Source organism: Bacillus cereus group sp. MYBKT14-1, assembly GCF_051915185.1.
GTDB classification, from domain to species: Bacteria; Bacillota; Bacilli; order Bacillales; family Bacillaceae_G; genus Bacillus_A; species Bacillus_A cereus.
In genome coordinates, this window is record NZ_JBQAEF010000003.1 from 463781 (window position 1) to 488266 (window position 24486).

Sequence of the window (24486 nt, forward strand, 5' to 3'; positions counted from 1 at the left end):
GTTATTCTCCTTTTACTATCGTAAGAGTCTTACATACAATGAAGTTGTAATCCTCGTAATGCTTTATTTACATTTTCATCTAATGTTTCAAAGAATGTAGTGATTTTGCTGTTGTGTTTGTTGTTGTTATCAATAAGTAATCTTTCATTTAATAAAAGCTCACCACGTAGTCCAAAACTTTGAACTTGAATATTTAGCTCATCTTCATTTTCAGAGATGATTGGTAAGAAATAATGAAAAGCTTTTGTTGGAATGATGTAGCTTTTGCCAATCATGCTTTCTTGATTTGAATTAATCCATTTTTTCGTGACAATTTTAATATTCTTTTTTGAAACGATAAAAGATAGTGTTGTAGATTTTGTTAAACTTACGTCAAATTCACTTGTTTCACATATTTGTAAATTAAAAACGGTTTCATTTTGATGAGATTCAACATTTGTATTAATAAAATCGTGCATTTTATATGCTTCCATTTCGTATTCACCCTTTTTTCAATTTCGAAAAACGACTTATATTTATTCAAATTAATGCTTAGTCATATATTGGTTAAATTTTTCAACAAATTCCGATATAATCTTACAATACGTATATGAAGCTAATATGAAGTTAGCATGAGTTTGTGATGGTTTTTTATTGAGAACAAAATAAGAGAGGTTTTTTAGTGCTAAAAAATGGATAAAATTTGCATGTTATTAATGCGCCTTTTCGCTATTTCGACTTGAAAAATGATTTTTAATATTTAATAAAGAACGAAAATCATTAGTGTGACCCTTACAAAAATGTAATAAAAATGTAAGCTATTGTGATAGTTATTTCGACAATTTTTTTATACAATAATAGTAAGAAGTTGTACGTGATTGAAAGGAGAGATGACATGGAATGGATTCATGAATTATTTCAGCAATACGGGTACTATGTTGTACTTGTCGGCTTGCTGTTAGAATATATTGCACTTCCGTTTCCGGGAGAGCCAACGTTAGCATATGCGGGATTTTTAGCACATAAGGGTGATTTAAGTTTACCGATTTTAATTATTCTATCCTTTATTGGGACAAGTGTAGGAATGACGATTCAATACTTTTTAGGAAATAAATTAGGTATGCCTTTCATTCAAAAGTATGGGAAATACGTATTTTTAACGCAAAGAAAAATTGACTTAACGAGAATGTGGTTTGATAAGTATGGGTACTTCTTAATTTTTATTGGTTTCTTTATTCCTGGTGTACGTCATTTCACAGGATACTTTGCAGGAATTATTAATTTACCATTTCGTCGTTTTGCCATTACAATTTATTCAGGTGCTCTATTTTGGGTATCATTCTTCTTAATCGGTGGTTACTGGTTAGGTGGAAACTTACATGATATCTTTGGAGTGCTAGAAGGTCATATCGGTAAAATCATTTTTGGAGTTATTGTGATTGTAGCGGTTACGTTAGGTATTCGTTTCCGTAAGCAGTTAAAACGAGTATTACTACAAAACGCAAGTTAATATGAAATCCATTCTATGTCAGAATTTAGGAAGTCAGTGCAAAAGCACTGACTTTTTTATTTTCAAGACTATGTTTAATGCGCATTTTACATTCTTTATAGGAATTTGATACAGGATAAGAAATAAGTATCTTGTCAATTATTATAGTCGTAATGACAATTATAATTGACAAAGATAAGGATATTATTTACAATTTTAATTAAATAAATGAAAAAGAGGGAAGACATGAAGCTTCAAAATCGAGTGAGGGAATTGCGAGCAAAGCATCGTTTATCACAAGGGGATTTAGGGAAAGCGATTGGATCATCACGGCAAACGATTAGTTTAATTGAGCGCGGGGATTATGCACCATCTATCGTATTGTCGTTAAAAATCGCACAAATTTTCAATGTACCGGTGGAGGAAATATTTACGTTAGTAGAGGGGGAAGAGGACGATGAAGAGTAAACGAAAAAAACAATTTGATTCTGTGGGGAAAATAGCATTAAGTATGATGGGTGGCTTTTTAACGTCTTATATAGCTTTAAATTTACTCTCGGATGAACCGAAAAAATTATCATCCAATACATTTATAGGTATATGTACTATTTTTGGAATTTTAATGATGTACTATACTTGGAAGAATACACGTATGTTAGCAGAGGCACGCGATGAAGAAGAGAGCGTACAAGGCAGAAAATTAGGCATTATAAGTATATATTTACGTGTAGGCGATATAGTTACGCAGGCATGGTTTGTATATGCAGTTATTACATGTAGACGTGCACTGTTGCAGGATACAAATGTTTCATTTGCGGTGTGGAATTTAGTAGCTTCTATTGTTTGTTTAACTACTGTAGTAATTATCGGACTTATAACAAAAAATCGTTATAATAAGCTATATCCTGAACAAGGTGTAACGTATATGGAATCTATGAAAATGTGGACGAAAAACGCAGATGAAGGATTAAAGCACATTGTGCATGAGGCTGGATATAAAGCGTATGAATTTACGAATACAATATTGGCATATGTATGGTGGGCTGCCGTTATATATACAGCTGCTAGTGATATCGATTTTGTATTAATTGGCTTAATCTCATTTATTTGGATATTGCATCTCGGGAAGTTCATGTACGAAATGCAAAGAAAAATGATTTATTAAGGGGAGAAAAAGGTGGATATTTTAAGAAGGCCAGCTGGCTCAATGACAGTGGCGCTAATTCTGTCCATTTTATACGGAGTAATCCGAACTGGGAAATTAGAAGTAATTTTGAACTTATGGGCAATAGTTGGAATTTCATTGTTAGTGTTAGCCATTCATGAGCTAGGACATGTAGTATTTGGTGTAATAGGTGGTTTGACATTTAAATTTATGACAGTAGGACCCATTACTATTCAAAAAGAAAAGGGAAAATTACGCATTCGAGAAAATAAATTGTGGGCGTACTTTGGAGGCGTTGCAACACTAGTTCCACCTTCTATAGAGACACCGAATCTTTCGAAAAAGTGGGCGTGGCTCACTTTAGGTGGACCGATTACGAGTTTACTATTTGGTATTACTTCCGGTTACATATATATGGTGAGTTATTATCAATATCTTTTATATTTTTCCTTTTTCCATTTTGCAATCTTTGCGGTTACAATTGTGCCGATAAAAGGAATGCTTATGAGTGATGGGATGCAATTTCTTATTTTAATTAAAGATGATGAAAGAGCTAGAAATCACTTATATGAGATTCAAATATCGAGTGAGTTATTTAGTTATAAAAGACCGAAAGATTGGGATGAAAGGTTAGTAGAATTGAGTGAGGAGAAAATAAAAGAGAATAAAGGGATAAGAGAGATAATGAGTAGACTTATGCTCGTCTTTTTTGCTCGTGCAGATCAAGAGGGAATGGAAAGAGCGATACCGTATATAGAACGAATTGTTCAACTACCTGTAACGAAAGAAAATAAGTTTTTCGTTAGTAGTTTTCATAGTTGGTACCTTTTATATAAAGCCCTTTATCAGATGGATAGTCTTTCTTTGCGAGAAGCAAAGGAACATGCAAAGGCTATTACAAAAATGGACCTAAGTGGATATTACCGTACACAAGGGATTATTAAATATGTAGAGGGCAATATGGAAGCGTCCCGTACTTATATGAAGAAAGCCGATCAAGAATTAAAGAGCGCCGAGAAGAGTGAGATGGGATATTTACAATTAGAAAGAGAATGGTTTAAGCAGCTGAAAGAGAGGGTATCTTACGAAGGGTGAGGTATCCTCTTTTTTCTATGTCATCTTATGCCGTTCCATAAACAGCCTAGGACGAGTAAAATGAGATAAGAAGAGCAAAGCTTGGAGGAATTCTAGATGGAAATTTTAACGATTATTTTAATCGCCTTGCTCATTTATGCTGTTTTTAAAGTGGCATATGTAGCATTAAAGATACTCGCGATCCTATTAATTATCTTTTTAATCGTAGAGTTCGGCAGTAAGTTGCTTGGGGGGTAGGGTATGTTGTGCGTTTTGAGTGTCGAAGGATGTCGGTAAATCGATATCCTACGTCGAATCGTTGATATAATGAAAAAATCGTTGATATAAGTGGAGAAACAATCGATATATTTGAAAAATCGTTGATATATTTTAGTGAATACGAAGTGGGGTATATGGAAAAGAAGTTGCCGTGAGGGTAACTTCTTTTTATCGTGATGCGGGGATATGCAAACCAACATAAAAAAGCTGGAAGAGTATCTTCCAGCTTAAGAGTTACTTTCAATTTGGCGACCGCTATCTTCTTCATTGTCTTGTAATAGGTTGAATACGTCTGCTAAGCAGAATGCAATGAACCAAGTCCATAGACCGTGGAAGAAAGCTGAGCTTAATTGAAGTGGTAATGTATAGTTTGTCATTGAGTAGGAAATACATCCACCAACGATTCCGATCATTGTTAATAACATTGTTTTTTGAGCGTTTTCTTCTGGATTGAAGAGGAAGTAAATGTATCCGCCTAAAATTGAAGCGCTTACAAGTGTTTCGATTCCATTAAAGATGATATTCTCTCCAAGCTGAGTGTTTGTCCAGAAGCAGATTGTTCCGCCGATAATAGCAAACAGGACAGCTATTGTATATCGTATATATTGATTCATATGTTCATCTCCCTATGTAATAAGATGATTTGGAAGTCAAAAAGGTAGGTATAGTATATTGAAGTGAGTTTTAATTGTACGTATCTTTTTATAAAAAGATCATTGAAGAGTAACTAAGATGATCGGTTGTTTAAACCGTTACGTGTATGGTGTCTGAAATATACCCGACTGCTCGTTTCTTTTTGCTTGTAAAATAAGAGAAACTTCCAAGTCTATATACTCTTTTTTGTGAGTCTGCTTTCATTATAACACATTTAGGGACATAATAATAGAATTATCTGATTTTGTAATAAGTGTAAAAAATAAAAAGCACAAGGAAATACCATTAACGGTGCAGTTTAGTAGAAGAAGGATTTTAATTTATTATGATGAAATATGTAATCAAGGTGAGATCTAAGAATGAGGCTTAAATACTATAAAAAATGTTTTATAGCATGAATGTAAGGGAGGAGAGCTAACTTGGAGTTCACAACAGAAAGATTAATAATTAGACCTTTTAAGAGTACTGATTTACAGGATGTATTTGCTATTTATAATAGTGATGATACATGTAAGTTCCTATTACATAATAAGTGGACTCATGAAGACATGCAGAAAAGATTTAATAAGAAGTTAGCAAATCATGTACTTACTAAAGAAACAATATTAAGTTTGGCAGTTATATACAAAACTAAAGTAGTTGGTGATTTATCCGTATGGTACACAAATATGAAAGACACTGTTGAGATTGGTTATAGTTTTTCTAATGAAGTAGCTGGAAGAGGTTTGGCGACAGAAGCAGTAAGTAGTTTGGTATTGAAATTATTTAATGAATGTAATGTACATCGTATACAGGCTAATCTTGATGCACGTAATACAGCTTCACAAAAATTGTGTGAACGAATAGGCATGAGGAAGGAAGCCCATTTCATACAAGATTTTTGGAATAAAGATGAATGGACAGATAGTATTGTATATGGAATGCTATCCTCCGATTTGTAGTAATAAACTTAGTGATTTTATTATGCTAAAAGGTACGTTAGTTGAATAACAAAGGGCATAACATATTATATATGACTAATATGTTATGCCCTTTAATTTATTAACCTTTTTATATGCGTTTGAAACGGCCGACAATTTCAACTGTTTCAGTAATGTTCATAAATGCTTTGTTATCCACTTGACGGATAATACGTTTCATTTCGCCTAACTCATAGCGAGTCACGACAGTGTAAATCATTTTTTTCTTATGGTTTGTATAGCCGCCGACAGCGTCTACCATTGTCACCCCGCGTATGCCGTGATGTAGTAGTGCGCTTTTTATTTCCTCGCCTTTTTCTGTAATAGTCATTATCGTTAATTTAATATGTTTCGTATGCACAGCGTCGATAACTTTGCTGACTACAAATCGACTAATTAACGTATAAAGTGTAATATCCCATCCGAAAATAAAACCTGCTGCTACAAGTAAGATTAAGTTGAATACAAATATGATTGCTCCAATTGAAACATCTCGATATTTAGCTACAATCAATCCAACAACATCAAAACCACCTGTTGAAGAAGCAAATCGGAATATAATTCCTGAAGCTGCTCCGCAGATAACACCACCGAATACAGAAGAAAGTAAAATATCGTCTGAAACTTGGTGTACCGGGATAATGTTCATCGCTAACGATGACACAGCTACAAAGTAAGCTGTTAAAAAGGTTGTCTTCTTGCCTAAGTAAAAGTGACTTAAAATAAGAAGAGGAATGTTTAGTAAAAAGATAAGTGCACCGATATTGTAGTGCATTAAATAACCGATAATCATCCCTACACCAGCGAATCCACCGCTAATCATATTATGCGGGATAAAAAACATATTCATAGAAATTGCATACAAAATAGAAGCTATAAAAATAACAACCAACTGTATCATAAATTCTAAGTGAAATGTTTTAGCTGCTGGGAAGGATAAAAAGGCGGTGTCGGGAACGTAATCGGCGTCTCCTAGTTGACCCATAGTATGTTTCATCTCCATATTCATTTTTGATTACAAGAAGAGAATAAAGGTTTTTTCAAAAACTGGCAATAGTTTTATTATAATGCAAAAATTTTATAAATTTCTAATAAATCAAGCCTATTCATTGATGTGTGTGAATATGCTAAAGAAAGCGAATACAACGTTTCTTAATTATTGTTTTCTTGAGAAAATATGCAAAATACTTTTTTTGAAAATAAAAGGAAATAGAGAATATTTGCCCGATGTGCTAAAATGACCTTATTAAGGATGTGAAGCGATGGAATTTTTATTGCAGGATGCAATTCTATATATATCGTTTGTAACGACGGCACTTTGTTTATTAGAAGTTTTCTTCCTTGCTAATGTTTCTCGCTTTGTGCGTCAACAAGCATCAAGCGGTAGACAAAGAGCTTTTGCGTTAGTTGATACATGTGAAGATAGTGCAGGAAATGTACCGCTATTTTCTATTTTTTATAAATATGGAATGATTCGTTCTGTACGCAGACAAGAATCAAGTGAAGAGAATGACGAGGTCGGTCCGTATACGCCAATGTTTCGCTAAATAATTACGAAACATTGGAGGAATGAACATGTTAAAATCATACCGAGCTGTGCTCGTTAGTTTATCATTATTACTTGTTTTTGTTTTATCTGGTTGCAGTAATACAGCCCCAATTGATGCACATAGTACGGGGATTTGGGATCATTATTTTGTATATCCAATCTCGTTTATGATTCAATTTGTTGCTCATCATATACCTGGAGCTAGCTTTGGGATTGCTATCATTATTATGACGCTCGTTATTCGTTCAGCAATGATTCCATTAGCTGTTTCGCAATATCGCAGCCAAGCGAAAATGAAGAAAATGCAACCTGAATTGCAGAAGCTAAAGAAAAAGTACGGTGATGTAAGCAAAGACCTTGAAAAACAAAAGCAGTATCAAAAAGAAATGTCAGAACTAATGAAATCAGGCGGTTGGAATCCACTTGCTGGTTGCTGGCCATTATTAATACAAATGCCGATTTTCTCTGCTTTGTATTATGCGATTAGCAGAACGGAAGAGATTCGCACATCTTCGTTTTTATGGGTGAACCTAGGACATGCAGATCCATATCATATATTACCGATTATTGCAGCGTTAACGACATTTATTCAGATGAAAGTTTTCCAATCGAATATTACACCTGGAGAACAAGTACAGATGCTAAAGATGCAGCAAATTATGATGCCGGCAATGATTCTATTTATGGGGTTTGCGGCGCCATCAGGACTTGTGTTGTACTGGATAACAGGTAACTTATTTACAATGACACAAACAATTGTATTAAGAAAAATAATGGAACGTGAAGAGTTACAATTACAAAAAGCATAGAGAAACACCGCTCATTACGAGCGGTGTTTTTTTGTTAAATCGTTAAGGAAATGTTAAGAAACCGACATTACTATAGGCATTGTATACGAAAGTGTACATGCATTAGAAATATGAAGGAGGAAATTTCCTATGAAGAAGAAAACAGTTGGGTATTTAGTGATTGCAGGTGCGTTATCATTCGGAATCATTGGAGGAGTCGGCATTCCGGCATTCGCGGCAACGAATACTCCAGCAGTGGATCAGCCTGCAAAAACGGCGAAAAAGGATTTGGATGACGCTACAAAACAAAAAGTAAAAACAATTATGGACGATACAAAGAAACAGTTAGAGGAACTAGGTGTAAAGCTTCCAGAGAAAGAGAAGCGTAAAGAGATGTTTGCAGGATTAGATGAACAGGCGAAAGAAAAAGCGAAGTCCATTTTAGAGCAAGAGAAATCTGGTAAATTAACACGAGAACAAGCAAAAGAAGAATTAACAAAATTAGGCGTGAAGTTCCCGGAAAAGGGTAAGCACAAAGAAATGTTTGCGGGATTAGATGAACAGGCGAAAGAAAAAGCGAAGTCAATTTTAGAGCAAGAGAAATCTGGAAAATTAACGCATGAGCAAGCAAAAGAGGAATTAACAAAGCTAGGCGTGAAAATGCCGGAGAAAGGTAAGCATGGAGATATGTTTGCTAACTTAGATGAACAGGCGAAAGAGAAAGCGAAGTCAATTTTAGAGCAAAAGAAATCCGGAAAATTAACGCATGAGCAAGCAAAAGAGGAATTAACAAAGCTAGGTGTGAAAATGCCGGAGAAAGGTAAACATGGAGACATGTTTGCTAACTTAGATGAACAGACAAAAGAGAAAGCGAAGTCAATTTTAGAGCAAAAGAAATCCGGAAAATTAACGCATGAGCAAGCAAAAGAAGAATTAACAAAATTAGGTGTGAAACTTCCAGAGAAAGAGAAGCATGAAGACATCTTTGCTGGATTAGATGAAGCAACAAAAACAAAAGCAAAAGCGATTTTAGACAACGAAAAGAAACAATTAGAGGCATTGAATGTTGATTTACCGCATCAAAAGTTTTTTATGAAAAAAGAAGATAAATAATTGATTTATGTATCTTTCGTGGGGCAACCGGAAGGTACGTGCGAGGACCGATTTCTACTTATAGAAATCGGTCCCTTTTAATGATTCAATAAAATTCTTTTCATTGTTAGTATGTATCCGAAGATGCAGTAGAAGATTGCAAAACCGATAAACACTTCCGTATATTGATATTTACCCAATACGTAGAAGGAAACAGCTGGTATAATAGCTACCGCTAAAATGCTATAACCAGGATACTTGTGCCGATGCATGATAGCGAATAGAATAGAGAGAAACGTAGCAATGATACAAAAGACAGCAATCATTATTGGTGCACCTCCTAAATGGATTATACCATTTTTAGGGAAATGGAGAAGTGTCGTACCTTCTGTTATAATATAAGAAGAGAAATATTTCCTATGTTATATAAAAAAATATATTGATTTTTTCTAACAATTCAATATAATGAACAATAACTACAAAATTCGACATCAAGAAGTGATGATGAGGACACGATCAATTTTTTACGATTCTCAGAGAGGGAAGCCTTTGGCTGTGAGCTTCCTAATACGGAAAAATGGATTACCACCTCTGAACTGCAGCAGTGAACGAGCATCTAGTAATTGCTTGCCGGCAAAAACCGTTATTTAGACTTGAGAAATTGGTGAAGTGTGTTACTTTACGAATTGAAACAAGGGTGGAACCACGAATACAACACTCGTCCCTTTTTTAGGGAGGAGTGTTTTTTTATTTCATTTTTGCATCACACTAGGATTGGAAGGAGGATACGCAGCATGCATCATGATGAGAAGAACAAAATTGGTTTAACAGTAGCACTTTCTATCGTAGTAGGAACAATTATTGGATCTGGTGTGTTTATGAAACCAGGCAGCGTACTAGATTACTCGGGGAGTTCTAATATGGCCATTCTTGCTTGGGTAATTGGTGGTCTGTTGACGCTAGCAAGTGGTTTAACAGTAGCTGAAATTGGAGCGCAAATCCCGAAAAATGGTGGGTTGTATACGTATTTAGAGGAGATTTACGGAAGTTTTTGGGGATATTTATCAGGTTGGATGCAAACAATTGTTTATGGACCTGCTATTATCGGAACATTAGGTTTATATTTTAGTTCTTTAATGATTAATTTTTTCTATTTAGATAAAGCATGGAATTTACCAATCGCAATTGGAACGGTTGTGTTCCTTGGCGTTGTAAATAGTATGGGAACAAAATACGGAGGTATCGTTCAAACAATCACGACAATTGGGAAGATGATTCCGATTGTGTTAATTGTTGTGCTAGGTTTCTGGAAAGGGAATAGCGATATCTTTAACGTAGTCGTGCCGATATCGGAAAATCAAAGTATCGGAATGGCAATTTTAGCAACGTTATTTGCTTATGACGGCTGGATTTTACTTGCTTCGATTGGTGGAGAAATGAAGAATCCAACAAAGTTATTACCGAAAGCAATGACAGTAGGGATTTTAATCGTAACGGCTGCTTACGTATTAATTAACTTGGCGTTATTAAATGTATTACCAGCAGCGAAAATTGTAGACCTTGGAGAAAATGCAACAGCGACAGCTGCAGGCATGTTACTTGGAGAATATGGCGGAAAAATTATTAGTATCGGTATTATCGTTTCCATTTTCGGCTGTTTAAATGGAAAGATTTTAACGTTCCCACGTATCCCAATGTCTATGGCAGAGCGTGGACAACTTCCATTTTCTAAGTTTATTGCAAAGGAAAGTCCGAGATTTAAAACACCAGCAAATGCGATTACTGTTGAAATCATTTTAGGAATTATTTTAATGATTATTAGTGATCCGAATAAGCTATCTGAGATTTCCGTATTCATTATTTATATTTTCTATGTAATGACGTTTATTGGTGTCTTCATTTTAAGAAAACGTAATAAGAATAAAGAGCGTGCATATAGTGTGCCGTTATTCCCAATCGTACCAATCGTAGCGATTTTAGGTTCGTTCTTTGTAATTGGTAGTGCAATTATCAATGATCCGGTAAGTTGTTTCTTATCAATTGGAATTGTCTTTACGGGACTTCCGGTGTATTGGTATTTAAATAAGAAGAAAGAAACAGAATGATGGAAGGGTAGGCGTATAATACGCCTACCTTTTTTACTGTAAAAAAATTATACTTGCGTCCACTTTCTATTTTGGTTACTATAGTCGTAGTAACCAAAATAGAAAGCGTGGGGAAAGACTTGAATTTTCGTGTTTATATTTTAGCTATCGCGGCTTTCGTAGTCGGAACGGTTGAGTTAATTATAGGAGGAACGCTCGATTTAGTTGCCAATGATTTAGGAGTATCTATTAGCGCAGCTGGTCAGCTTATAACAATATTTTCGGTAGTATTTGCTTTGTCAGGTCCAGTTTTATTAGCTGTGACAGGGAAGTTTGAAAGAAAAACATTGTATGTTGGAGCATTATCGATTTTCTTAATCGGAAATATTATTTCCGCATTTAGTGTGAATTACGGAATGCTAATGTTCTCAAGGGTTATTTGTGCGGCGAGTGGTTCATTAATTATTGCACTATCGGTAACACTTGCGTCTAGTGTAGTAGAACCGCATTTTCGTGCGCGTGCAATTGGAATCATTTTTATGGGAATTAGTGGATCACTTGTACTTGGAGTACCGCTCGGTCTTGTACTCGGAAATGCATACGGATGGCGTGCACCATTTGTATTAATTTCTGTGTTAACAGTTATGGCAATAGCTTGTATTTCATTGTTCTTAACGAAGGTACCACCGACATCGGTATTATCAATAAAAGAACAACTTGCTACTTTAAAAGATAAAAAAATTGTAAGTGCACAGTTAACATCATTTTTGTTTTTAACGGGGCATTTAACATTGTATGCATATTTAACACCATTTTTAAAAGATGTTATGCATGTTGAAGCAAACTGGATTAGTGTGTTTTACTTTATTTTCGGAATCGCAGCAGTAATCGGCGGCGGATTCGGTGGCTGGCTTGCTGATAAATGGGGATCGAAGAAAAGTATTATTTCTATCATTATCGTATTTGCGTGTGCAATCTTCATACTGCCATTAATGACATTCTCATTCCCGCTCTTCATCATTATGATGGGACTTTGGAGTATGCTGAGCTGGGCGATTTCACCAGCACAGCAAAATTATTTAATTGAAATTGCACCGGAATCAGCTGGTATTCAGCAAGGTTTAAATAACTCTGCGCTTCATTTAGGAATTGCACTCGGTTCAACAGTAGGCGGAGTTGTTATTGAAAAATCATCTGTTATATATAATGCTTGGGTAGGCGGTGGCTTTATTATATTAGCACTGCTTTGCGCGATTTTCTCGATTACGAGAGGACGCTCTACTCAGTTCGTAAAAGAAGAATCTATCGTTTGATAGGTTCTTTTTTTATTTGTAAAAAATCGCAGGTTTTAGTAAGAATATGGAGAATTGGTATGTAGCGAGGTGATGGGAAAATGGTGTTTAATTTCTCGATATTCGGTATAATACTTACACTATTACCGATAGTTGTAGCTGTTTTTGTATTAGGCTGGATTCGTTGCATCTATCAAAATTCAGAGAAACAAGTGGAGCAAAATGAGAAAATCATTGAGCTGTTGATGGAGATAAAGGAACAAAACGAAAAGGAGTCTAAGTGAAAAATTAGACTCCTTTTTATTATTTAATTAGTACCTCAATTTCATCAACAAACTCTTAATTTCATCATCTTCCATAAAGAGATCGTGGTGCTTCTGGGTGATCTTTGCAAGTGCAACGTCGTGATAGAAAAATTCTGTAAAGAACTTTACGAAAGGTTGTGACATTGTTTTCATCGCTTGCCATGACTCTTGTTCTACGCCAGCAAATAAAATTTCACGATCGTCAACGATAAGTAGCAAGTAGCGCTCTAATGCATTAGGTTCTTCAGCTGGGATTAGAAAATGCATGTTTTCTAAGTCTGTTTCTACTTCTCCAACAATAAGGGATTCAATTTGAACACCTTGTTTTGCTTTTTGTTCTAGTAAAGGGAGATATTCTAAAAGAGTATCATTCCAAGCTGAAATACGGATTGATTCTTGTGCACTTTCAATGAGTTCTTTACTTTGAACTCGAATAGAAGATTGCATTTTTAAGCTCCACACACGGTCATCTGTAAATGATTTTTTTGATATATTTGTTTCCAGTTCTTTAATATTTGATTGGAATTCTGTCGTTAATTTTTCAATTGCTAGTTTTAGTGGTAATGCTGTATACAATTTTTTCTTTTCTGAAACAGAATCCATTACCATTCCTTTATCGATTAGGCGTGCTAGTACTTCATATATTTTTGCTTTTGGAACACCTGAATGCTTCACAATTGTTGTAGCATCTAATGGTTCATTGCTTGATACGACAACTTCATAAGCTTGGCTTTCATATTGTGAGAAACCGAATTTTTGTAACATAGTTCCCTCCGAACGAATGAGATTATATTTTAAGGATAATGAACTATTTGTTTTTGCACAAGTGGTAGTCCGTTTTCTAATTGTATTAAGGTGAGAATTAATTTCAATTTTTTAATTTTATCTATTATACTTAATATAATGATTAATAAGTTTTTTAATTTAATGCAAAGGGGATGCTGGGGGGAAGATGTTAAGAAGTTTACGTTTAAAAATTGCGGTAGTGTTTTCAGTTCTTATTTCTATGATGTTCGTAATATTGGGTACAGCTGTGTATCAATTACAGAAAGAAAAGGAAGTGCGTTCCTTAGACGAGTATTCTCAAAATGCGATGGATCTTGTGACAGAGCAACTTACGACATTTGTTCAAAGAACGGATGAAGATATGGGGTATTACGCGAACAGTGAGATGATTCGTAATATACTTCAAGGTGGGGTTACTCCAGAAGAGGAAGCGTTTTTAACGAAAGAGTTTGCGGAGTATAAAAAGAATCATCCTGGTATTTTAGATTTATATATTGGTACGAAAGATAAAAAAACATTAAGTGCCAATCTTGCTGAAGGTGGGCAAGTGCCAGAAGGATATGATCCAACGACAAGACCATGGTATAAAGATTCAGAGGCTGATGTAAAAAAGGTCCATTGGGGACAACCTTCTTATGAAATTGCAACAGGAAAGTTAAGTGTAGGTGTTTCTAAAGCAATTACAGCTCAAGATGGATCTGTATTAGGCGTTGTTGCGATGGATGTATCGCTTGGGACGATTCAGAAGTTGCTTCACAATATTCAATACAATAATGACGGAGAAATGTTTATTATAAATGATAAAAATATGGCTCTTGTTTATCCAGAAAAGATAGGGAAAGATGTTTCTAAAGAGCCGCTTATAAAGAGCTTAAATAAAGAGGGAACAAAATATGCGGTCACTACAATAAAAGGTGAAGATGTAGTTGTTTACAGTCAATCATTTGATACGATGAAATGGACGATAGGAATCTTTTATCCGAAAGAAACGATCGATGGGCTATTAAATAGTACGAGAAATACAGTTATTATAATGGCATGTATTAGTTTATTAGTTGGAATCGTAGCTTCCTACTTGTTCTCAAGAAGATTAGCAAGACCACTGCAACTATTAAAGAATCACGTGCAAAAAGTAGCAGAAGGCGATTTAACGCTGCGAATGAAAGTGACAAGTAAAGATGAAGTTGGAGAGTTGACGAAGCACTTTAATGATATGGTTGAACAAATGAATGAAATGGTAAGTAAAATTAAAAACAGCGTATCAACGGTGCAACAATCAACGAATAGTTTACATTATTTAACGAACGAAACAGTAGCGGCTAGTAGAGAAGTTTCAGGAGCGATGGATGATGTGAGCGGAGGAGCTTCTACTCTTGCGAATAGTGTGGATGAAGTTTCAGCTCAGCTCGAGAATATGGCGGAGTCAGTAGAACAAATGAATAGCTCCGTTGGTGAAATAAAAGGAGTGGCTGGCAAAGCGGAAGAGGCATCTAAGCAAGGATTAAATACAATGAGGAATTTAATCCGTACGAGGGGACAATCATCTTCGATTGTTGTTCATACAGAAGAAGCATCGGATAAGTTAGAACAAAGAGTTGGATCGATTCAAAATGTTGTTGAGCTTATAAAAGGTATTTCGGATCAAACAAATTTACTTGCTTTAAATGCATCGATTGAAGCTGCCCGTGCAGGTGAGCAAGGTAAGGGATTTGCGGTTGTTGCTGAAGAGGTTCGGAAATTAGCGGAACAATCAAAAGAGGCAACCGGAGAAATCACAATGATGATTGGTGATGTACAATTAGAAGTAAAAAGGGTTGTAGAAGTTGTAAGTAAATTGAAAGACATTGCAGATGTGCAAAATAAAGTGACGTCAGAGGCGGAAATGGAGTTCCGTACAATTATGTCAGTTGTAAATACGATTAGTACTTCAGTTGAAAAAATTGTAGAAGAGGTACATAACATAGGTTATGAGCAAGGGGAAATTACAGCGGTAATGCATACAATTGCTGGTACGAGTCAAGAAAGTGCAGCTGTTTCTGAAGAGGTACATGCTGCAACGGAATCACAGGTGAATCATTTAGAAAAGGTAGCTCACACGATGGAAAGTTTGACAGAACATATGAGAGATTTAGAAAGATTAGTCGAGCAGTTTAAAGTGGAAGAGTAACATATTAGTAAAATGATGAGGATTTCGGTAAAATAGACAATGGATATATAAGAAACGATTATAGGAGGAAGACTACTATGGCAATTGTTGATGTATCGATTATTCCAGTAGGAACAGGTAATCCAAGTGTTAGTGAATATGTAGCAGAAGTACAAAAGGTGCTAGAGAAAAATGCGGATCGCGTGAAATATCAATTAACACCGATGAATACAATTATTGAAGGAGATCTTCCTGTCATTCTAGAAGTAATACAACAAATGCATGAAGTTCCATATACGAAAGGTGCACAGCGTGTTGCAACAACTATTCGTATTGATGATCGTCGTGATAAAGTAAGCACAATGGAGAAAAAATTAAACTCTGTTCGATCAAAATTATAAGAAAAAGCAGCGATCTTCGCTGCTTTTTTCATATAGGAGGTAAATAAAATGAGTGAAAAGTTTAACGAGCAGTTTGATGGTTTACTGGAGAAATATACTGAGCTGTTACTTGGAGAGAGCAATGAAGAGAGAAAAGAACAGGTACAGAAGTGGGCACTGTATTCTTACATAGCTAAGACGATGCCAGCTTTAGTAAAGCATTGGAATGAAACTTATCCAGATGCGAAAGAAGAGATGGTACAGTTAATTACAGATATTAAAAGGCTGAATGAAGAGAAGCGAAATGAGCAATAAAAAAACTTGAGGTAAATATAATCGCAAGTTTTCTGTATTAATATCCTTATATAATTTACATGGAATATAAAGGATTTTATAGGCATGTCGAATATTTTCGACATGCCTATTTTATACCTATTAAACTCCATTTTTCTAAATGTCGAAAAATATTTCAGGTATATTTATAAGCAGAAATATAGGTTTTTAAATGTTTTTATAGTATTTTATAAATTATCTAAATAATTATTTGTATCCAATAATTTTAAACAATGATATAATTTTGAAGAGGGGTAAAAAACAGATAAATTACAGTCATAGGGGTGAATTACATGGAACAATTAATGCGAAATTCGTTTCTTTTCTTATCTAAAAATAAAGCGCTAACAAAACTGGCTAAAAAGTACGGTTTACGCTTTGGTGCAGGTCGCTTCGTCGCAGGGGAGACGATTGAATTAGCGACAGCTGCCATTCAACAATTAAATAAGCAAGGTCTTTGTGTAACAATCGATTATTTAGGTGAATTCGTTGATAATGAAGCGGAAGCAAATGAAATGGCTAACCAATCGATTGAAGCGATCCGTGCAATTGGAAGAGAAGGTCTTGATTCGCAGCTTTCTTTAAAGATGACTTCTATGGGATTAGATATCTCTGATGAAATCGTAATGAACAATATGCGCCGTATTTTAGAAGCGGCGAAAGAAAATGGTGTGTTCGTTACAATTGATATGGAAGATTATACACGCTGCGGTAAAACAATTGATATCTTTAAACAATTAAAATCTGAGTACGATAATATTGGTACTGTTATTCAAGCTTACCTATATCGTACAGAAAAAGATATTGAGGATTTAAATGCTTATAAACCTAATTTACGTCTTGTAAAAGGAGCTTATAAAGAACCTGAAGAAGTGGCGTTCCCGGACAAGAAAGATGTAGATGACAATTATAAAAAGATTATTAAAATGCACTTATTAAATGGAAATTATACTGCAATTGCTTCACATGACGAAGCAATTATTGAATATACAAAAAAACTTGCTGAAGAACATAATATTCCAAGGGATCAATTTGAATTCCAAATGTTATATGGTATTCGTAATGAGCGTCAACTTGAGCTAGTAAAAGAAGGTTACAAAATGCGTGTTTACGTACCTTATGGAAACGACTGGTATGGATATTTCATGCGTCGTCTAGCAGAGCGTCCAGCAAACGTTGCGTTCGTATTAAAAGGTATGGTTAAAAAATAACCAAGGAGAAAATACTCCTTGGTTATTTTAATTGCTGAAATGCGTAATGTGCCATTTTTTTCGTATCAGGATATAGTTGCGCGCGAGTAGAAGATAATACGACGTTAATGACGCGTTTACCGTCTTTTTCATCCACTGTTACGACTGTATATTTTCCGAGTGCTGATAGACCGCTTTTACTTCCAATCGCATATGGATCGTCATATAGTTCTTCTCGTCCGTAGTTTGCGATGTTTGGAGAGCGTTCTGAAGTATGTAGAGTCGTACGTGTTGAATTCATATATTTTAAAACAACTGGATACTTTAATGCTTCTTTCGTAATAATAGCAATGTCATATGGCGATACTTTATTTCCAAGTGCATCAGCACCACTTGCGTTCTTGAAAGTCGCATGCTTTGTACCGAGTTCCTTCGCTCTAGCATTCATCATTTTCACAAATTCATTTTTTGATCCTGCAATATGTTCTGCGATGGATTCAGCTATTGGATCTGCACTAATGATAAGCATCAGTTTTAATGCCTCATCACGTTTTAACTTTTCCCCAGCACGAAGTTTAATTTTCTTACTTTGACTTTCTGTTTTAATTGCGTTTTCTGTAACTGTAATTTCTTCATCCTCTTTTACATTCTCTAGTAAAAGAAGGGTTGTCATCATTTTGGCTATACTAGCCGGATAAGAGCGTTCGTCTTCGCGTTTTCCATACAAAACTTCACCTGTGTCTGCATCGATTGTAACTCCATATTGCCCAGTAATATTAGGTTGATCAGCTCTTACAGCTTGTTGCCTTTGTGCATAAGAGAAGAAAATCATCCCTATAAATAGTGTGGCAATCATTACAATCATAACTATTGTTCGTTTCATTATAATTCCCTCATTTGTTACAAATAAATTGGGCAGAAAAAGCAGCCATTAATCATTATGCCACGTTCTCTGCCCAAAAATATAGCGTTATTTTTCGCCCATATTATGCTTTTTATATTGTTGGTTATTACCTTGGCGTCCTTTTTCAACACCGTGGTTATGCGGACCTGCGTTTCCAGTTACACTAGCTGCACTAATTCCAGCCTTTGAAGGGTTCTTCTTAAGTTTTGCCATATATATTCCTCCAGTTTCGTCAGATTATAAAAAGGGAAAGTGTATTTTAGTGAAGAAAATACATATATAGCATGGGCAAATAAAAGAAAAATATTTATTTCAGAAAATTTTATCAATAAATATATTGCGAAAATTTAAACAGTATCATATATTTATTAGTAGAGGCTCACTCATTGATTGCGACTTATGTCGAAAAATTGAATGAGCATTCATTCAAGAATAGGGGGAGAATTGGATGTTCCAAATTAAAAAGGCTGCTGTTCTAGGTTCAGGCGTAATGGGTTCGGGAATTGCGGCACACTTAGCTAATATTGGTATTCCGACATTATTGCTTGATATTGTACCACCTGCGCTTACGAAAGAAGAAGAAGCGAAGGGACTTACATTAGAACATAAAAGTGTGAGAAATCGTTTTAGTAATACGGCTGTGCAAAAACTATTAAAGCAAAAACCAGCTCCTCTGACAGTGAAAGGAAATTTAGCACTGATTGAAGCAGGTAACTTAGAAGATGACCTTGAGCGTCTAGCTGATGTAGATTGGATTATTGAAGTAGTAGTTGAAAACTTAGATATTAAAAAGAAACTATTTGAAAAAGTAGATGCGGTTCGTAAACCGGGTTCTATCGTAAGCTCGAATACGTCAGGTATTTCAGTTGAAAAAATGGCAGAAGGTCGTTCAGACGACTTCCAGAAACACTTCTTAGGCACACACTTTTTTAACCCACCACGATATTTAAAACTTCTAGAGGTAATACCGACGAAAGAAACAGATCCACAAGTATTAAGCTTCATGAAACTATTTGGCGAAGACGTTCTTGGAAAAGGCGTTGTTATCGCAAAAGATACACCAAACTTTATTGGAAACCGCATCGGTACGTACGGTTTACTTGTTACTCTTCAAGAGATGGTAAAACGCGGCTATAGCATTGGGGAAGTTGATTCTGTAACAGGCCCACTTATTGGTCGTCCGAAGAGCGCAACGTTCCGCACATTAGATGTTGTCGGTTTAGATACATTCGTACACGTTGCAAATAACGTATATGAAAATGTGCAAGAAGAAGAGCGTGATGTATTTAAAGTACCAGCTTTCATGCATGACATGCTGGAGAAAAAATGGCTTGGAAGTAAAACGGGTCAAGGCTTCTTCTTAAAACAAGGAAAAGAAATTTTAGAATTAAATCCTGAAACGATGGAATACGAAGCGCGTAAAAAATTAAAAGCTGCATCCGTAGAGTTAAGTAAACAAGAAAAAGGATTAGCGAATAAATTGAAAGCGCTTGTATACGCAAAAGACCGTGCAGGAGAGTTATTATGGAACATCATTACACCAACTCTTTTATACTCTGCAAAACTTCATAAAGAAATTGCTGACGATATCGTTGCAATTGACCAAGCGATGAAGTGGGGCTTTGGATGGGAGCAAGGGCCATTTGAAGTGTGGGATGCAATCGGCGTTGAAAAATCTGTTCAAAAGATGGAAGAAAACGGCGTAGTTGTTCCTACTTGGGTGAAAGAAATGTTAGAGAAAGGTTTCACTACTTTCTATAAACATGATAACGGCGATAGCTACTATTACGATAATGGCGAATATAAGCTAATCGAGCGTAATAAAAAAGCAATTTCTCTTAAGCAATTAAAAGCGAAAAATGGTGTATTAAAGAAAAATAGCGGAGCGAGCTTAATTGATTTAGGCGACGGCATCCTTTGTTTAGAGTTCCATTCGAAGAGCAATGCAATCGGTATGGATATTACGCAAATGATTAACTACGCTGTTGATGAAGTAGAAAAGAATTATAAAGGTCTTGTTATCGGTAACCAATCGAAGAACTTCTGCGTTGGTGCGAACCTAGCAATGATCTTAATGGAAGCACAAGACGACAACTACTTTGAAATTGAGTTAGTTGTGAAAAACTTCCAAGATGCAATGACGAAAATTAAGTACTCTTCTAAGCCAGTTGTAGCAGCACCATATGGTATGACGCTTGGCGGAGGTACAGAAGTTTGCTTACCAGCAGCGAGCATTCAAGCTTCTAGTGAAACGTATATGGGCTTAGTAGAAGTTGGTGTTGGCTTAATCCCTGGCGGAGGCGGTAATAAAGAGCTATACATTAAACACTTAAACAAAATGGCAAACGGTGTAGAGTTTGATCTGCAAAAAGTTGCAAATAAAGTGTTCGAAACAGTCGCAATGGCGAAAGTTTCAACTTCAGGACAAGAAGCAGTTTCTCATAACTTCTTAGGTGATAAAGATGGTATTAGTGTGAATGGTGATCACTTACTATACGATGCGAAACAGAAAGCACTTGCTTTATATGAAGCTGGTTACAAAGCGCCAATCCGCAAAAAGATACCAGTTGTTGGGGAAACAGGATATGCAACTCTTGCACTTGGTGCAGAAGCAATGCATTTATCTGGTTACATTTCAGAGTATGACCTTCACATTGCGAAGAAACTTGCATATGTCATTGCGGGCGGAAAAGTACCGTACGGAACAGAAGTTGATGAGCAATATTTATTAGATGTAGAACGTGAAGCATTTATTAGCTTAGTAAGTGAGATGAAATCACAAGCAAGAATGCAGCACATGCTTGTAAAAGGAAAGCCATTACGTAACTAATAACGAGGGGAGATATCGTTCATGAGAGAAGCTGTCATTGTTGCGGGAGCAAGAACACCAATTGGAAAAGCAAAGAGGGGTTCATTAAAAACAGTTCGTCCTGACGATCTAGGGGCGTTAGTAGTAAAGGAAACGTTAAAACGTGCGAATTATGAAGGACCAATCGATGATTTAATTTTTGGTTGTGCGATGCCAGAAGCAGAGCAAGGTTTAAATATGGCTCGTAACATCGGTGGATTAGCAGGACTTTCTTACGATGTTCCAGCTATTACAATTAACCGTTACTGTTCTTCTGGTTTACAAAGTATCGCTTACGGAGCAGAGCGCATTATGCTTGGTCACTCGGAAGCGGTATTATCAGGCGGAGCGGAATCAATGAGTTTAGTTCCAATGATGGGACACGTTGTTCGTCCGAATAGTCGCCTTGTAGAAGCGGCTCCGGAATATTATATGGGTATGGGACATACAGCAGAGCAAGTTGCTGTGAAATATGGAATTTCTCGTGAAGAGCAAGATGCATTTGCAGTAAGAAGTCATCAACGTGCTGCAAAAGCATTAGCTGCAGGAAACTTTGCTGATGAAACAGTATCTGTAGATGTAACGTTACGTACTGTTGGATCAAACAATAAACTGCAAGAAGAAACGATCACTTTCGCACAAGACGAAGGTGTAAGAGCAGAGACGACGCTAGACATTTTAGGTAAATTACGTCCAGCATTTAACGTTCGCGGTTCTGTAACAGCTGGTAACTCTTCACAAATGAGTGATGGTGCAGCATCTGTACTATTAATGGATCGTGAAAAAGCAGTGAGCGATGGCATGAAGCCACTTGCGAAATTCCGTTCATTTGCAGTAGCTGGCGTACCACCAGAAGTAATGGGAATCGGCCCAATCGCTGCAATTCCAAAAGCGCTAAAACTAGCTGGCTTAGAGCTATCTGATATTGGCTTATTCGAACTAAATGAAGCATTCGCTTCTCAATCGATCCAAGTTATTCGTGAACTTGGTTTAGATGAAGAAAAAGTAAACGTAAACGGTGGTGCAATCGCACTTGGACATCCACTTGGCTGTACAGGAGCAAAACTAACACTATCTCTTATTCACGAAATGAAACGTCGCAACGAACAATTCGGTATCGTAACAATGTGTATCGGCGGCGGAATGGGAGCAGCGGGAGTATTTGAATTACTATAAAAAGTGGAAGCGGCTCGTTCAGAATGTGAGGGGGATGGAGCTTCAGACGTAGAGGCGTTCTTTGCCTCGCAGGAAGAAGCGAAGCCACCAAACATTCTAGCCAAAAAAAGAATGGAAGCAACAAAGGTTTATAAAAAAAGGGAGAGCCAGCTTCTTTCAAAAAGAGAGAAGCGGCTCATGAAAATATGAAGGAGGAAATTTTCATGGAAAAAACAGTAGGAAATGCGGTTAAAGGCGGTAGCTTTTTAGTAGATGAGATTACGATTGATCAAGTGTTTACGCCAGAAGATTTTTCATCTGAGCATAAAATGATTGCAAAAACGACAGAGGACTTTATCGTAAATGAAGTTCTTCCAGAGCTTGAATATTTAGAGCAACATGAGTTTGATCGTTCAGTTCGTCTTTTAAAAGAAGCTGGGGAACTTGGTTTATTAGGCGCTGACGTACCAGAAGAGTACGGCGGAATTGGTCTTGATAAAGTAAGTTCAGCGTTAATCGCAGAGAAATTCTCTCGCGCTGGTGGCTTTGCAATTACTCACGGTGCTCACGTAGGTATCGGATCTTTACCAATCGTATTATTCGGTAACGAAGAGCAAAAGAAAAAGTATTTACCATTACTTGCAACTGGTGAAAAATTAGCTGCATACGCATTAACAGAGCCAGGTTCAGGATCTGACGCATTAGGTGCAAAAACAACTGCACGTTTAAATGCAGAAGGTACACATTACGTATTAAATGGTGAAAAACAGTGGATTACAAACTCTGCATTCGCTGACGTATTCGTTGTATATGCAAAAATCGATGGAGAGCACTTCTCAGCATTTATCGTAGAGAAAGACTACGCTGGCGTATCTACAAGCCCAGAAGAAAAGAAAATGGGTATTAAATGTTCTTCAACTCGTACGTTAATTTTAGAAGATGCGTTAGTACCGAAAGAAAACTTACTTGGTGAAATCGGTAAAGGTCATATTATCGCATTCAATATTTTAAATATCGGTCGTTATAAATTAGGTGTTGGTACAGTTGGATCTGCGAAACGTGCAGTAGAAATTTCAGCACAATATGCAAACCAACGTCAACAGTTCAAACAACCAATCGCTCGCTTCCCATTAATTCAAGAGAAACTTGCGAATATGGCAGCAAAAACATATGCAGCTGAAAGCTCTGTATATCGTACAGTAGGTTTATTCGAAAGCCGCATGAGCACATTATCTGAAGAAGAAGTAAAAGACGGTAAAGCAGTAGCAGCTTCTATCGCTGAATATGCAATCGAGTGCTCTTTAAACAAAGTATTCGGTTCTGAAGTATTAGACTATACAGTAGATGAAGGTGTTCAAATTCACGGTGGTTACGGATTTATGGCAGAGTACGAGATTGAAAGAATGTACCGTGATTCTCGTATTAACCGTATTTTCGAAGGAACGAACGAAATTAACCGCCTAATCGTACCAGGTACGTTCTTACGTAAAGCGATGAAAGGTGAATTACCACTTCTTCAAAAAGCACAAAAATTACAAGAAGAGTTAATGATGATGATGCCAGAAGAAGTAGGCGATGAGCCATTAGCACTTCAAAAGTATTTAGTAACTAATGCGAAGAAAATCGGCTTAATGGTAGCTGGATTAGCAGCTCAAAAATACGGTAAAGCATTAGATAAAGAGCAAGAAATTCTTGTGAATATCGCTGACATCGTAAGCAATCTATACGCAATGGAATCAGCTGTTCTTCGTACAGAAAAAGCGATCAAAACAACTGGTCTTGAAAAGAATAAACAAAAAGTGTTATACACTGAAGTATTCTGCCAAGAAGCATTTAACGAAATCGAAGCAGATGCGAAAGAAACACTTATCGCAGTTGAAAACGGCGACATGCTGCGCATGATGTTATCATCATTACGTAAATTAACTCGCCACACACCACTTAACGTAATTCCGAAGAAACGTGAAATCGCTGCGAAAATTTTAGAAGATGAGCGTTACACAGTTTAATATCTTTAAAGAACAGTAGTCGTTTA

The 24486-nt window shown here is 36.2% G+C and carries 26 protein-coding genes and 1 other annotated feature; of the genes, 19 read left to right on the forward strand and 7 right to left on the reverse strand.

Annotated elements, in window-relative coordinates; all coding sequences use genetic code 11:
* Positions 1 to 29 precede the first annotated feature (29 nt).
* Positions 30 to 473, reverse strand: coding sequence for a DUF3978 family protein (locus ACTFO4_RS12235; protein WP_000388769.1), 444 nt, complete (start codon positions 471 to 473; stop codon positions 30 to 32).
* A 401-nt stretch (positions 474 to 874) separates the two neighbouring features.
* Between ACTFO4_RS12235 and ACTFO4_RS12240 the strand changes: the two genes are divergently transcribed.
* From ACTFO4_RS12240 to ACTFO4_RS12260, 5 genes are all read left to right on the forward strand, one after another.
* The gene (locus ACTFO4_RS12240; protein ID WP_000454754.1) at positions 875 to 1489 is read left to right on the forward strand and encodes a DedA family protein; all 615 of its coding nucleotides are present in this window, start codon (positions 875 to 877) and stop codon (positions 1487 to 1489) included.
* A gap of 225 nt (positions 1490 to 1714) precedes the next feature.
* Positions 1715 to 1936, forward strand: coding sequence for a helix-turn-helix transcriptional regulator (locus ACTFO4_RS12245; RefSeq protein ID WP_000776168.1), 222 nt, complete (start codon positions 1715 to 1717; stop codon positions 1934 to 1936).
* Positions 1926 to 2633, forward strand: coding sequence for a DUF3169 family protein (locus ACTFO4_RS12250; protein WP_017674530.1), 708 nt, complete (start codon positions 1926 to 1928; stop codon positions 2631 to 2633). Before ACTFO4_RS12245 ends, ACTFO4_RS12250 begins: the two co-directional genes overlap by 11 nt.
* Before the next feature lie 42 nt (positions 2634 to 2675).
* Positions 2676 to 3728, forward strand: coding sequence for a hypothetical protein (locus tag ACTFO4_RS12255; protein ID WP_440013721.1), 1053 nt, complete (start codon positions 2676 to 2678; stop codon positions 3726 to 3728).
* Between the two features lie 96 nt (positions 3729 to 3824).
* On the forward strand, positions 3825 to 3965 hold the full coding sequence (locus tag ACTFO4_RS12260) for a DUF3985 family protein (protein ID WP_000404781.1): 141 nt from the start codon (positions 3825 to 3827) through the stop codon (positions 3963 to 3965).
* A gap of 248 nt (positions 3966 to 4213) precedes the next feature.
* Here ACTFO4_RS12260 and ACTFO4_RS12265 read toward each other — a convergent pair whose 3' ends face one another.
* Positions 4214 to 4600 carry a DUF3938 domain-containing protein gene (locus ACTFO4_RS12265; RefSeq protein ID WP_001077773.1) on the reverse strand — a complete coding sequence of 129 codons (387 nt, stop codon included), beginning with the start codon at positions 4598 to 4600 and terminating at the stop codon, positions 4214 to 4216.
* A 459-nt stretch (positions 4601 to 5059) separates the two neighbouring features.
* Between ACTFO4_RS12265 and ACTFO4_RS12270 the strand changes: the two genes are divergently transcribed.
* On the forward strand, positions 5060 to 5581 hold the full coding sequence (locus ACTFO4_RS12270; RefSeq protein WP_227078158.1) for a GNAT family N-acetyltransferase: 522 nt from the start codon (positions 5060 to 5062) through the stop codon (positions 5579 to 5581).
* A 109-nt stretch (positions 5582 to 5690) separates the two neighbouring features.
* On the opposite strand, the gene ACTFO4_RS12275 is transcribed toward ACTFO4_RS12270, so the two are convergent.
* Positions 5691 to 6584: a YitT family protein gene (locus ACTFO4_RS12275; RefSeq protein ID WP_000530044.1), complete on the reverse strand. Its 894-nt coding sequence runs from the start codon at positions 6582 to 6584 to the stop codon at positions 5691 to 5693.
* Between the two features lie 277 nt (positions 6585 to 6861).
* On the opposite strand from ACTFO4_RS12275, the gene ACTFO4_RS12280 reads away from it, so the two are divergent.
* The 3 genes from ACTFO4_RS12280 (at position 6862) to ACTFO4_RS12290 (ending at position 9049) form a co-directional block, all read left to right on the forward strand.
* Positions 6862 to 7146 carry a hypothetical protein gene (locus ACTFO4_RS12280; RefSeq protein ID WP_000394930.1) on the forward strand — a complete coding sequence of 95 codons (285 nt, stop codon included), beginning with the start codon at positions 6862 to 6864 and terminating at the stop codon, positions 7144 to 7146.
* A gap of 28 nt (positions 7147 to 7174) precedes the next feature.
* Positions 7175 to 7957 carry a membrane protein insertase YidC gene (gene yidC, locus ACTFO4_RS12285; RefSeq protein ID WP_017674525.1) on the forward strand — a complete coding sequence of 261 codons (783 nt, stop codon included), beginning with the start codon at positions 7175 to 7177 and terminating at the stop codon, positions 7955 to 7957.
* 129 nt (positions 7958 to 8086) lie between these two features.
* Positions 8087 to 9049 carry a hypothetical protein gene (locus ACTFO4_RS12290; RefSeq protein WP_326235364.1) on the forward strand — a complete coding sequence of 321 codons (963 nt, stop codon included), beginning with the start codon at positions 8087 to 8089 and terminating at the stop codon, positions 9047 to 9049.
* A 77-nt stretch (positions 9050 to 9126) separates the two neighbouring features.
* On the opposite strand, the gene ACTFO4_RS12295 is transcribed toward ACTFO4_RS12290, so the two are convergent.
* Positions 9127 to 9354: a hypothetical protein gene (locus ACTFO4_RS12295; protein WP_000562231.1), complete on the reverse strand. Its 228-nt coding sequence runs from the start codon at positions 9352 to 9354 to the stop codon at positions 9127 to 9129.
* Positions 9355 to 9520: 166 nt separating this feature from the next.
* Positions 9521 to 9757 (forward strand) — a binding site (T-box leader).
* Between the two features lie 65 nt (positions 9758 to 9822).
* On the opposite strand from ACTFO4_RS12295, the gene ACTFO4_RS12300 reads away from it, so the two are divergent.
* The 3 genes from ACTFO4_RS12300 (at position 9823) to ACTFO4_RS12310 (ending at position 12688) form a co-directional block, all read left to right on the forward strand.
* Positions 9823 to 11133: an APC family permease gene (locus tag ACTFO4_RS12300; protein ID WP_063537968.1), complete on the forward strand. Its 1311-nt coding sequence runs from the start codon at positions 9823 to 9825 to the stop codon at positions 11131 to 11133.
* Between the two features lie 107 nt (positions 11134 to 11240).
* Positions 11241 to 12425: an MFS transporter gene (locus tag ACTFO4_RS12305; protein ID WP_002026529.1), complete on the forward strand. Its 1185-nt coding sequence runs from the start codon at positions 11241 to 11243 to the stop codon at positions 12423 to 12425.
* A gap of 80 nt (positions 12426 to 12505) precedes the next feature.
* Positions 12506 to 12688, forward strand: a complete 183-nt coding sequence (locus ACTFO4_RS12310) for a hypothetical protein (protein WP_098583817.1) — start codon at positions 12506 to 12508, stop codon at positions 12686 to 12688.
* 27 nt (positions 12689 to 12715) lie between these two features.
* On the opposite strand, the gene ACTFO4_RS12315 is transcribed toward ACTFO4_RS12310, so the two are convergent.
* Positions 12716 to 13474 (reverse strand): TrmB family transcriptional regulator, encoded by a 759-nt coding sequence (locus ACTFO4_RS12315; protein WP_016125651.1) that lies wholly within the window; start codon positions 13472 to 13474, stop codon positions 12716 to 12718.
* 187 nt (positions 13475 to 13661) lie between these two features.
* Here ACTFO4_RS12315 and ACTFO4_RS12320 point away from each other — a divergent pair, with 187 nt between their 5' ends.
* The 4 genes from ACTFO4_RS12320 (at position 13662) to ACTFO4_RS12335 (ending at position 17565) form a co-directional block, all read left to right on the forward strand.
* The gene (locus tag ACTFO4_RS12320) at positions 13662 to 15662 is read left to right on the forward strand and encodes a methyl-accepting chemotaxis protein (protein ID WP_065381823.1); all 2001 of its coding nucleotides are present in this window, start codon (positions 13662 to 13664) and stop codon (positions 15660 to 15662) included.
* A 77-nt stretch (positions 15663 to 15739) separates the two neighbouring features.
* A complete protein-coding gene (locus tag ACTFO4_RS12325) occupies positions 15740 to 16042 on the forward strand; it encodes an MTH1187 family thiamine-binding protein (RefSeq protein ID WP_001018860.1) in 303 nt (100 codons plus the stop codon).
* Positions 16043 to 16090: 48 nt separating this feature from the next.
* Entirely contained in the window at positions 16091 to 16336 is a 246-nt protein-coding gene (locus tag ACTFO4_RS12330; RefSeq protein WP_001290594.1) for a YusU family protein, read from the forward strand.
* 311 nt (positions 16337 to 16647) lie between these two features.
* Positions 16648 to 17565, forward strand: coding sequence for a proline dehydrogenase family protein (locus ACTFO4_RS12335; protein WP_000436783.1), 918 nt, complete (start codon positions 16648 to 16650; stop codon positions 17563 to 17565).
* A gap of 22 nt (positions 17566 to 17587) precedes the next feature.
* On the opposite strand, the gene ACTFO4_RS12340 is transcribed toward ACTFO4_RS12335, so the two are convergent.
* On the reverse strand, positions 17588 to 18427 hold the full coding sequence (locus ACTFO4_RS12340; RefSeq protein ID WP_242259320.1) for a D-alanyl-D-alanine carboxypeptidase family protein: 840 nt from the start codon (positions 18425 to 18427) through the stop codon (positions 17588 to 17590).
* Positions 18428 to 18514: 87 nt separating this feature from the next.
* Positions 18515 to 18661, reverse strand: coding sequence for a YuzL family protein (locus tag ACTFO4_RS12345; protein ID WP_001096344.1), 147 nt, complete (start codon positions 18659 to 18661; stop codon positions 18515 to 18517).
* A 235-nt stretch (positions 18662 to 18896) separates the two neighbouring features.
* Between ACTFO4_RS12345 and ACTFO4_RS12350 the strand changes: the two genes are divergently transcribed.
* The 3 genes from ACTFO4_RS12350 (at position 18897) to ACTFO4_RS12360 (ending at position 24460) form a co-directional block, all read left to right on the forward strand.
* Entirely contained in the window at positions 18897 to 21278 is a 2382-nt protein-coding gene (locus ACTFO4_RS12350) for a 3-hydroxyacyl-CoA dehydrogenase/enoyl-CoA hydratase family protein (RefSeq protein ID WP_000486377.1), read from the forward strand.
* A 21-nt stretch (positions 21279 to 21299) separates the two neighbouring features.
* Entirely contained in the window at positions 21300 to 22472 is a 1173-nt protein-coding gene (locus ACTFO4_RS12355) for an acetyl-CoA C-acetyltransferase (RefSeq protein ID WP_001206345.1), read from the forward strand.
* Between the two features lie 203 nt (positions 22473 to 22675).
* Positions 22676 to 24460 (forward strand): acyl-CoA dehydrogenase family protein, encoded by a 1785-nt coding sequence (locus ACTFO4_RS12360; RefSeq protein ID WP_000416291.1) that lies wholly within the window; start codon positions 22676 to 22678, stop codon positions 24458 to 24460.
* Positions 24461 to 24486 lie beyond the last annotated feature (26 nt).

Coding starts and splice junctions, on each gene's coding strand:
- ACTFO4_RS12235 (WP_000388769.1), bottom strand. CDS start 473: ATGGAAGCATATAAAATGCACGATTTTATTAATACAAATGTTGAATCT.
- ACTFO4_RS12240 (WP_000454754.1), top strand. CDS start 875: ATGGAATGGATTCATGAATTATTTCAGCAATACGGGTACTATGTTGTA.
- ACTFO4_RS12245 (WP_000776168.1), top strand. CDS start 1,715: ATGAAGCTTCAAAATCGAGTGAGGGAATTGCGAGCAAAGCATCGTTTA.
- ACTFO4_RS12250 (WP_017674530.1), top strand. CDS start 1,926: ATGAAGAGTAAACGAAAAAAACAATTTGATTCTGTGGGGAAAATAGCA.
- ACTFO4_RS12255 (WP_440013721.1), top strand. CDS start 2,676: ATGACAGTGGCGCTAATTCTGTCCATTTTATACGGAGTAATCCGAACT.
- ACTFO4_RS12260 (WP_000404781.1), top strand. CDS start 3,825: ATGGAAATTTTAACGATTATTTTAATCGCCTTGCTCATTTATGCTGTT.
- ACTFO4_RS12265 (WP_001077773.1), bottom strand. CDS start 4,600: ATGAATCAATATATACGATATACAATAGCTGTCCTGTTTGCTATTATC.
- ACTFO4_RS12275 (WP_000530044.1), bottom strand. CDS start 6,584: ATGGGTCAACTAGGAGACGCCGATTACGTTCCCGACACCGCCTTTTTA.
- ACTFO4_RS12280 (WP_000394930.1), top strand. CDS start 6,862: ATGGAATTTTTATTGCAGGATGCAATTCTATATATATCGTTTGTAACG.
- yidC (WP_017674525.1), top strand. CDS start 7,175: ATGTTAAAATCATACCGAGCTGTGCTCGTTAGTTTATCATTATTACTT.
- ACTFO4_RS12290 (WP_326235364.1), top strand. CDS start 8,087: ATGAAGAAGAAAACAGTTGGGTATTTAGTGATTGCAGGTGCGTTATCA.
- ACTFO4_RS12295 (WP_000562231.1), bottom strand. CDS start 9,354: ATGATTGCTGTCTTTTGTATCATTGCTACGTTTCTCTCTATTCTATTC.
- ACTFO4_RS12300 (WP_063537968.1), top strand. CDS start 9,823: ATGCATCATGATGAGAAGAACAAAATTGGTTTAACAGTAGCACTTTCT.
- ACTFO4_RS12310 (WP_098583817.1), top strand. CDS start 12,506: ATGGTGTTTAATTTCTCGATATTCGGTATAATACTTACACTATTACCG.
- ACTFO4_RS12315 (WP_016125651.1), bottom strand. CDS start 13,474: ATGTTACAAAAATTCGGTTTCTCACAATATGAAAGCCAAGCTTATGAA.
- ACTFO4_RS12320 (WP_065381823.1), top strand. CDS start 13,662: ATGTTAAGAAGTTTACGTTTAAAAATTGCGGTAGTGTTTTCAGTTCTT.
- ACTFO4_RS12325 (WP_001018860.1), top strand. CDS start 15,740: ATGGCAATTGTTGATGTATCGATTATTCCAGTAGGAACAGGTAATCCA.
- ACTFO4_RS12330 (WP_001290594.1), top strand. CDS start 16,091: ATGAGTGAAAAGTTTAACGAGCAGTTTGATGGTTTACTGGAGAAATAT.
- ACTFO4_RS12335 (WP_000436783.1), top strand. CDS start 16,648: ATGGAACAATTAATGCGAAATTCGTTTCTTTTCTTATCTAAAAATAAA.
- ACTFO4_RS12340 (WP_242259320.1), bottom strand. CDS start 18,427: ATGAAACGAACAATAGTTATGATTGTAATGATTGCCACACTATTTATA.
- ACTFO4_RS12345 (WP_001096344.1), bottom strand. CDS start 18,661: ATGGCAAAACTTAAGAAGAACCCTTCAAAGGCTGGAATTAGTGCAGCT.
- ACTFO4_RS12350 (WP_000486377.1), top strand. CDS start 18,897: ATGTTCCAAATTAAAAAGGCTGCTGTTCTAGGTTCAGGCGTAATGGGT.
- ACTFO4_RS12355 (WP_001206345.1), top strand. CDS start 21,300: ATGAGAGAAGCTGTCATTGTTGCGGGAGCAAGAACACCAATTGGAAAA.
- ACTFO4_RS12360 (WP_000416291.1), top strand. CDS start 22,676: ATGGAAAAAACAGTAGGAAATGCGGTTAAAGGCGGTAGCTTTTTAGTA.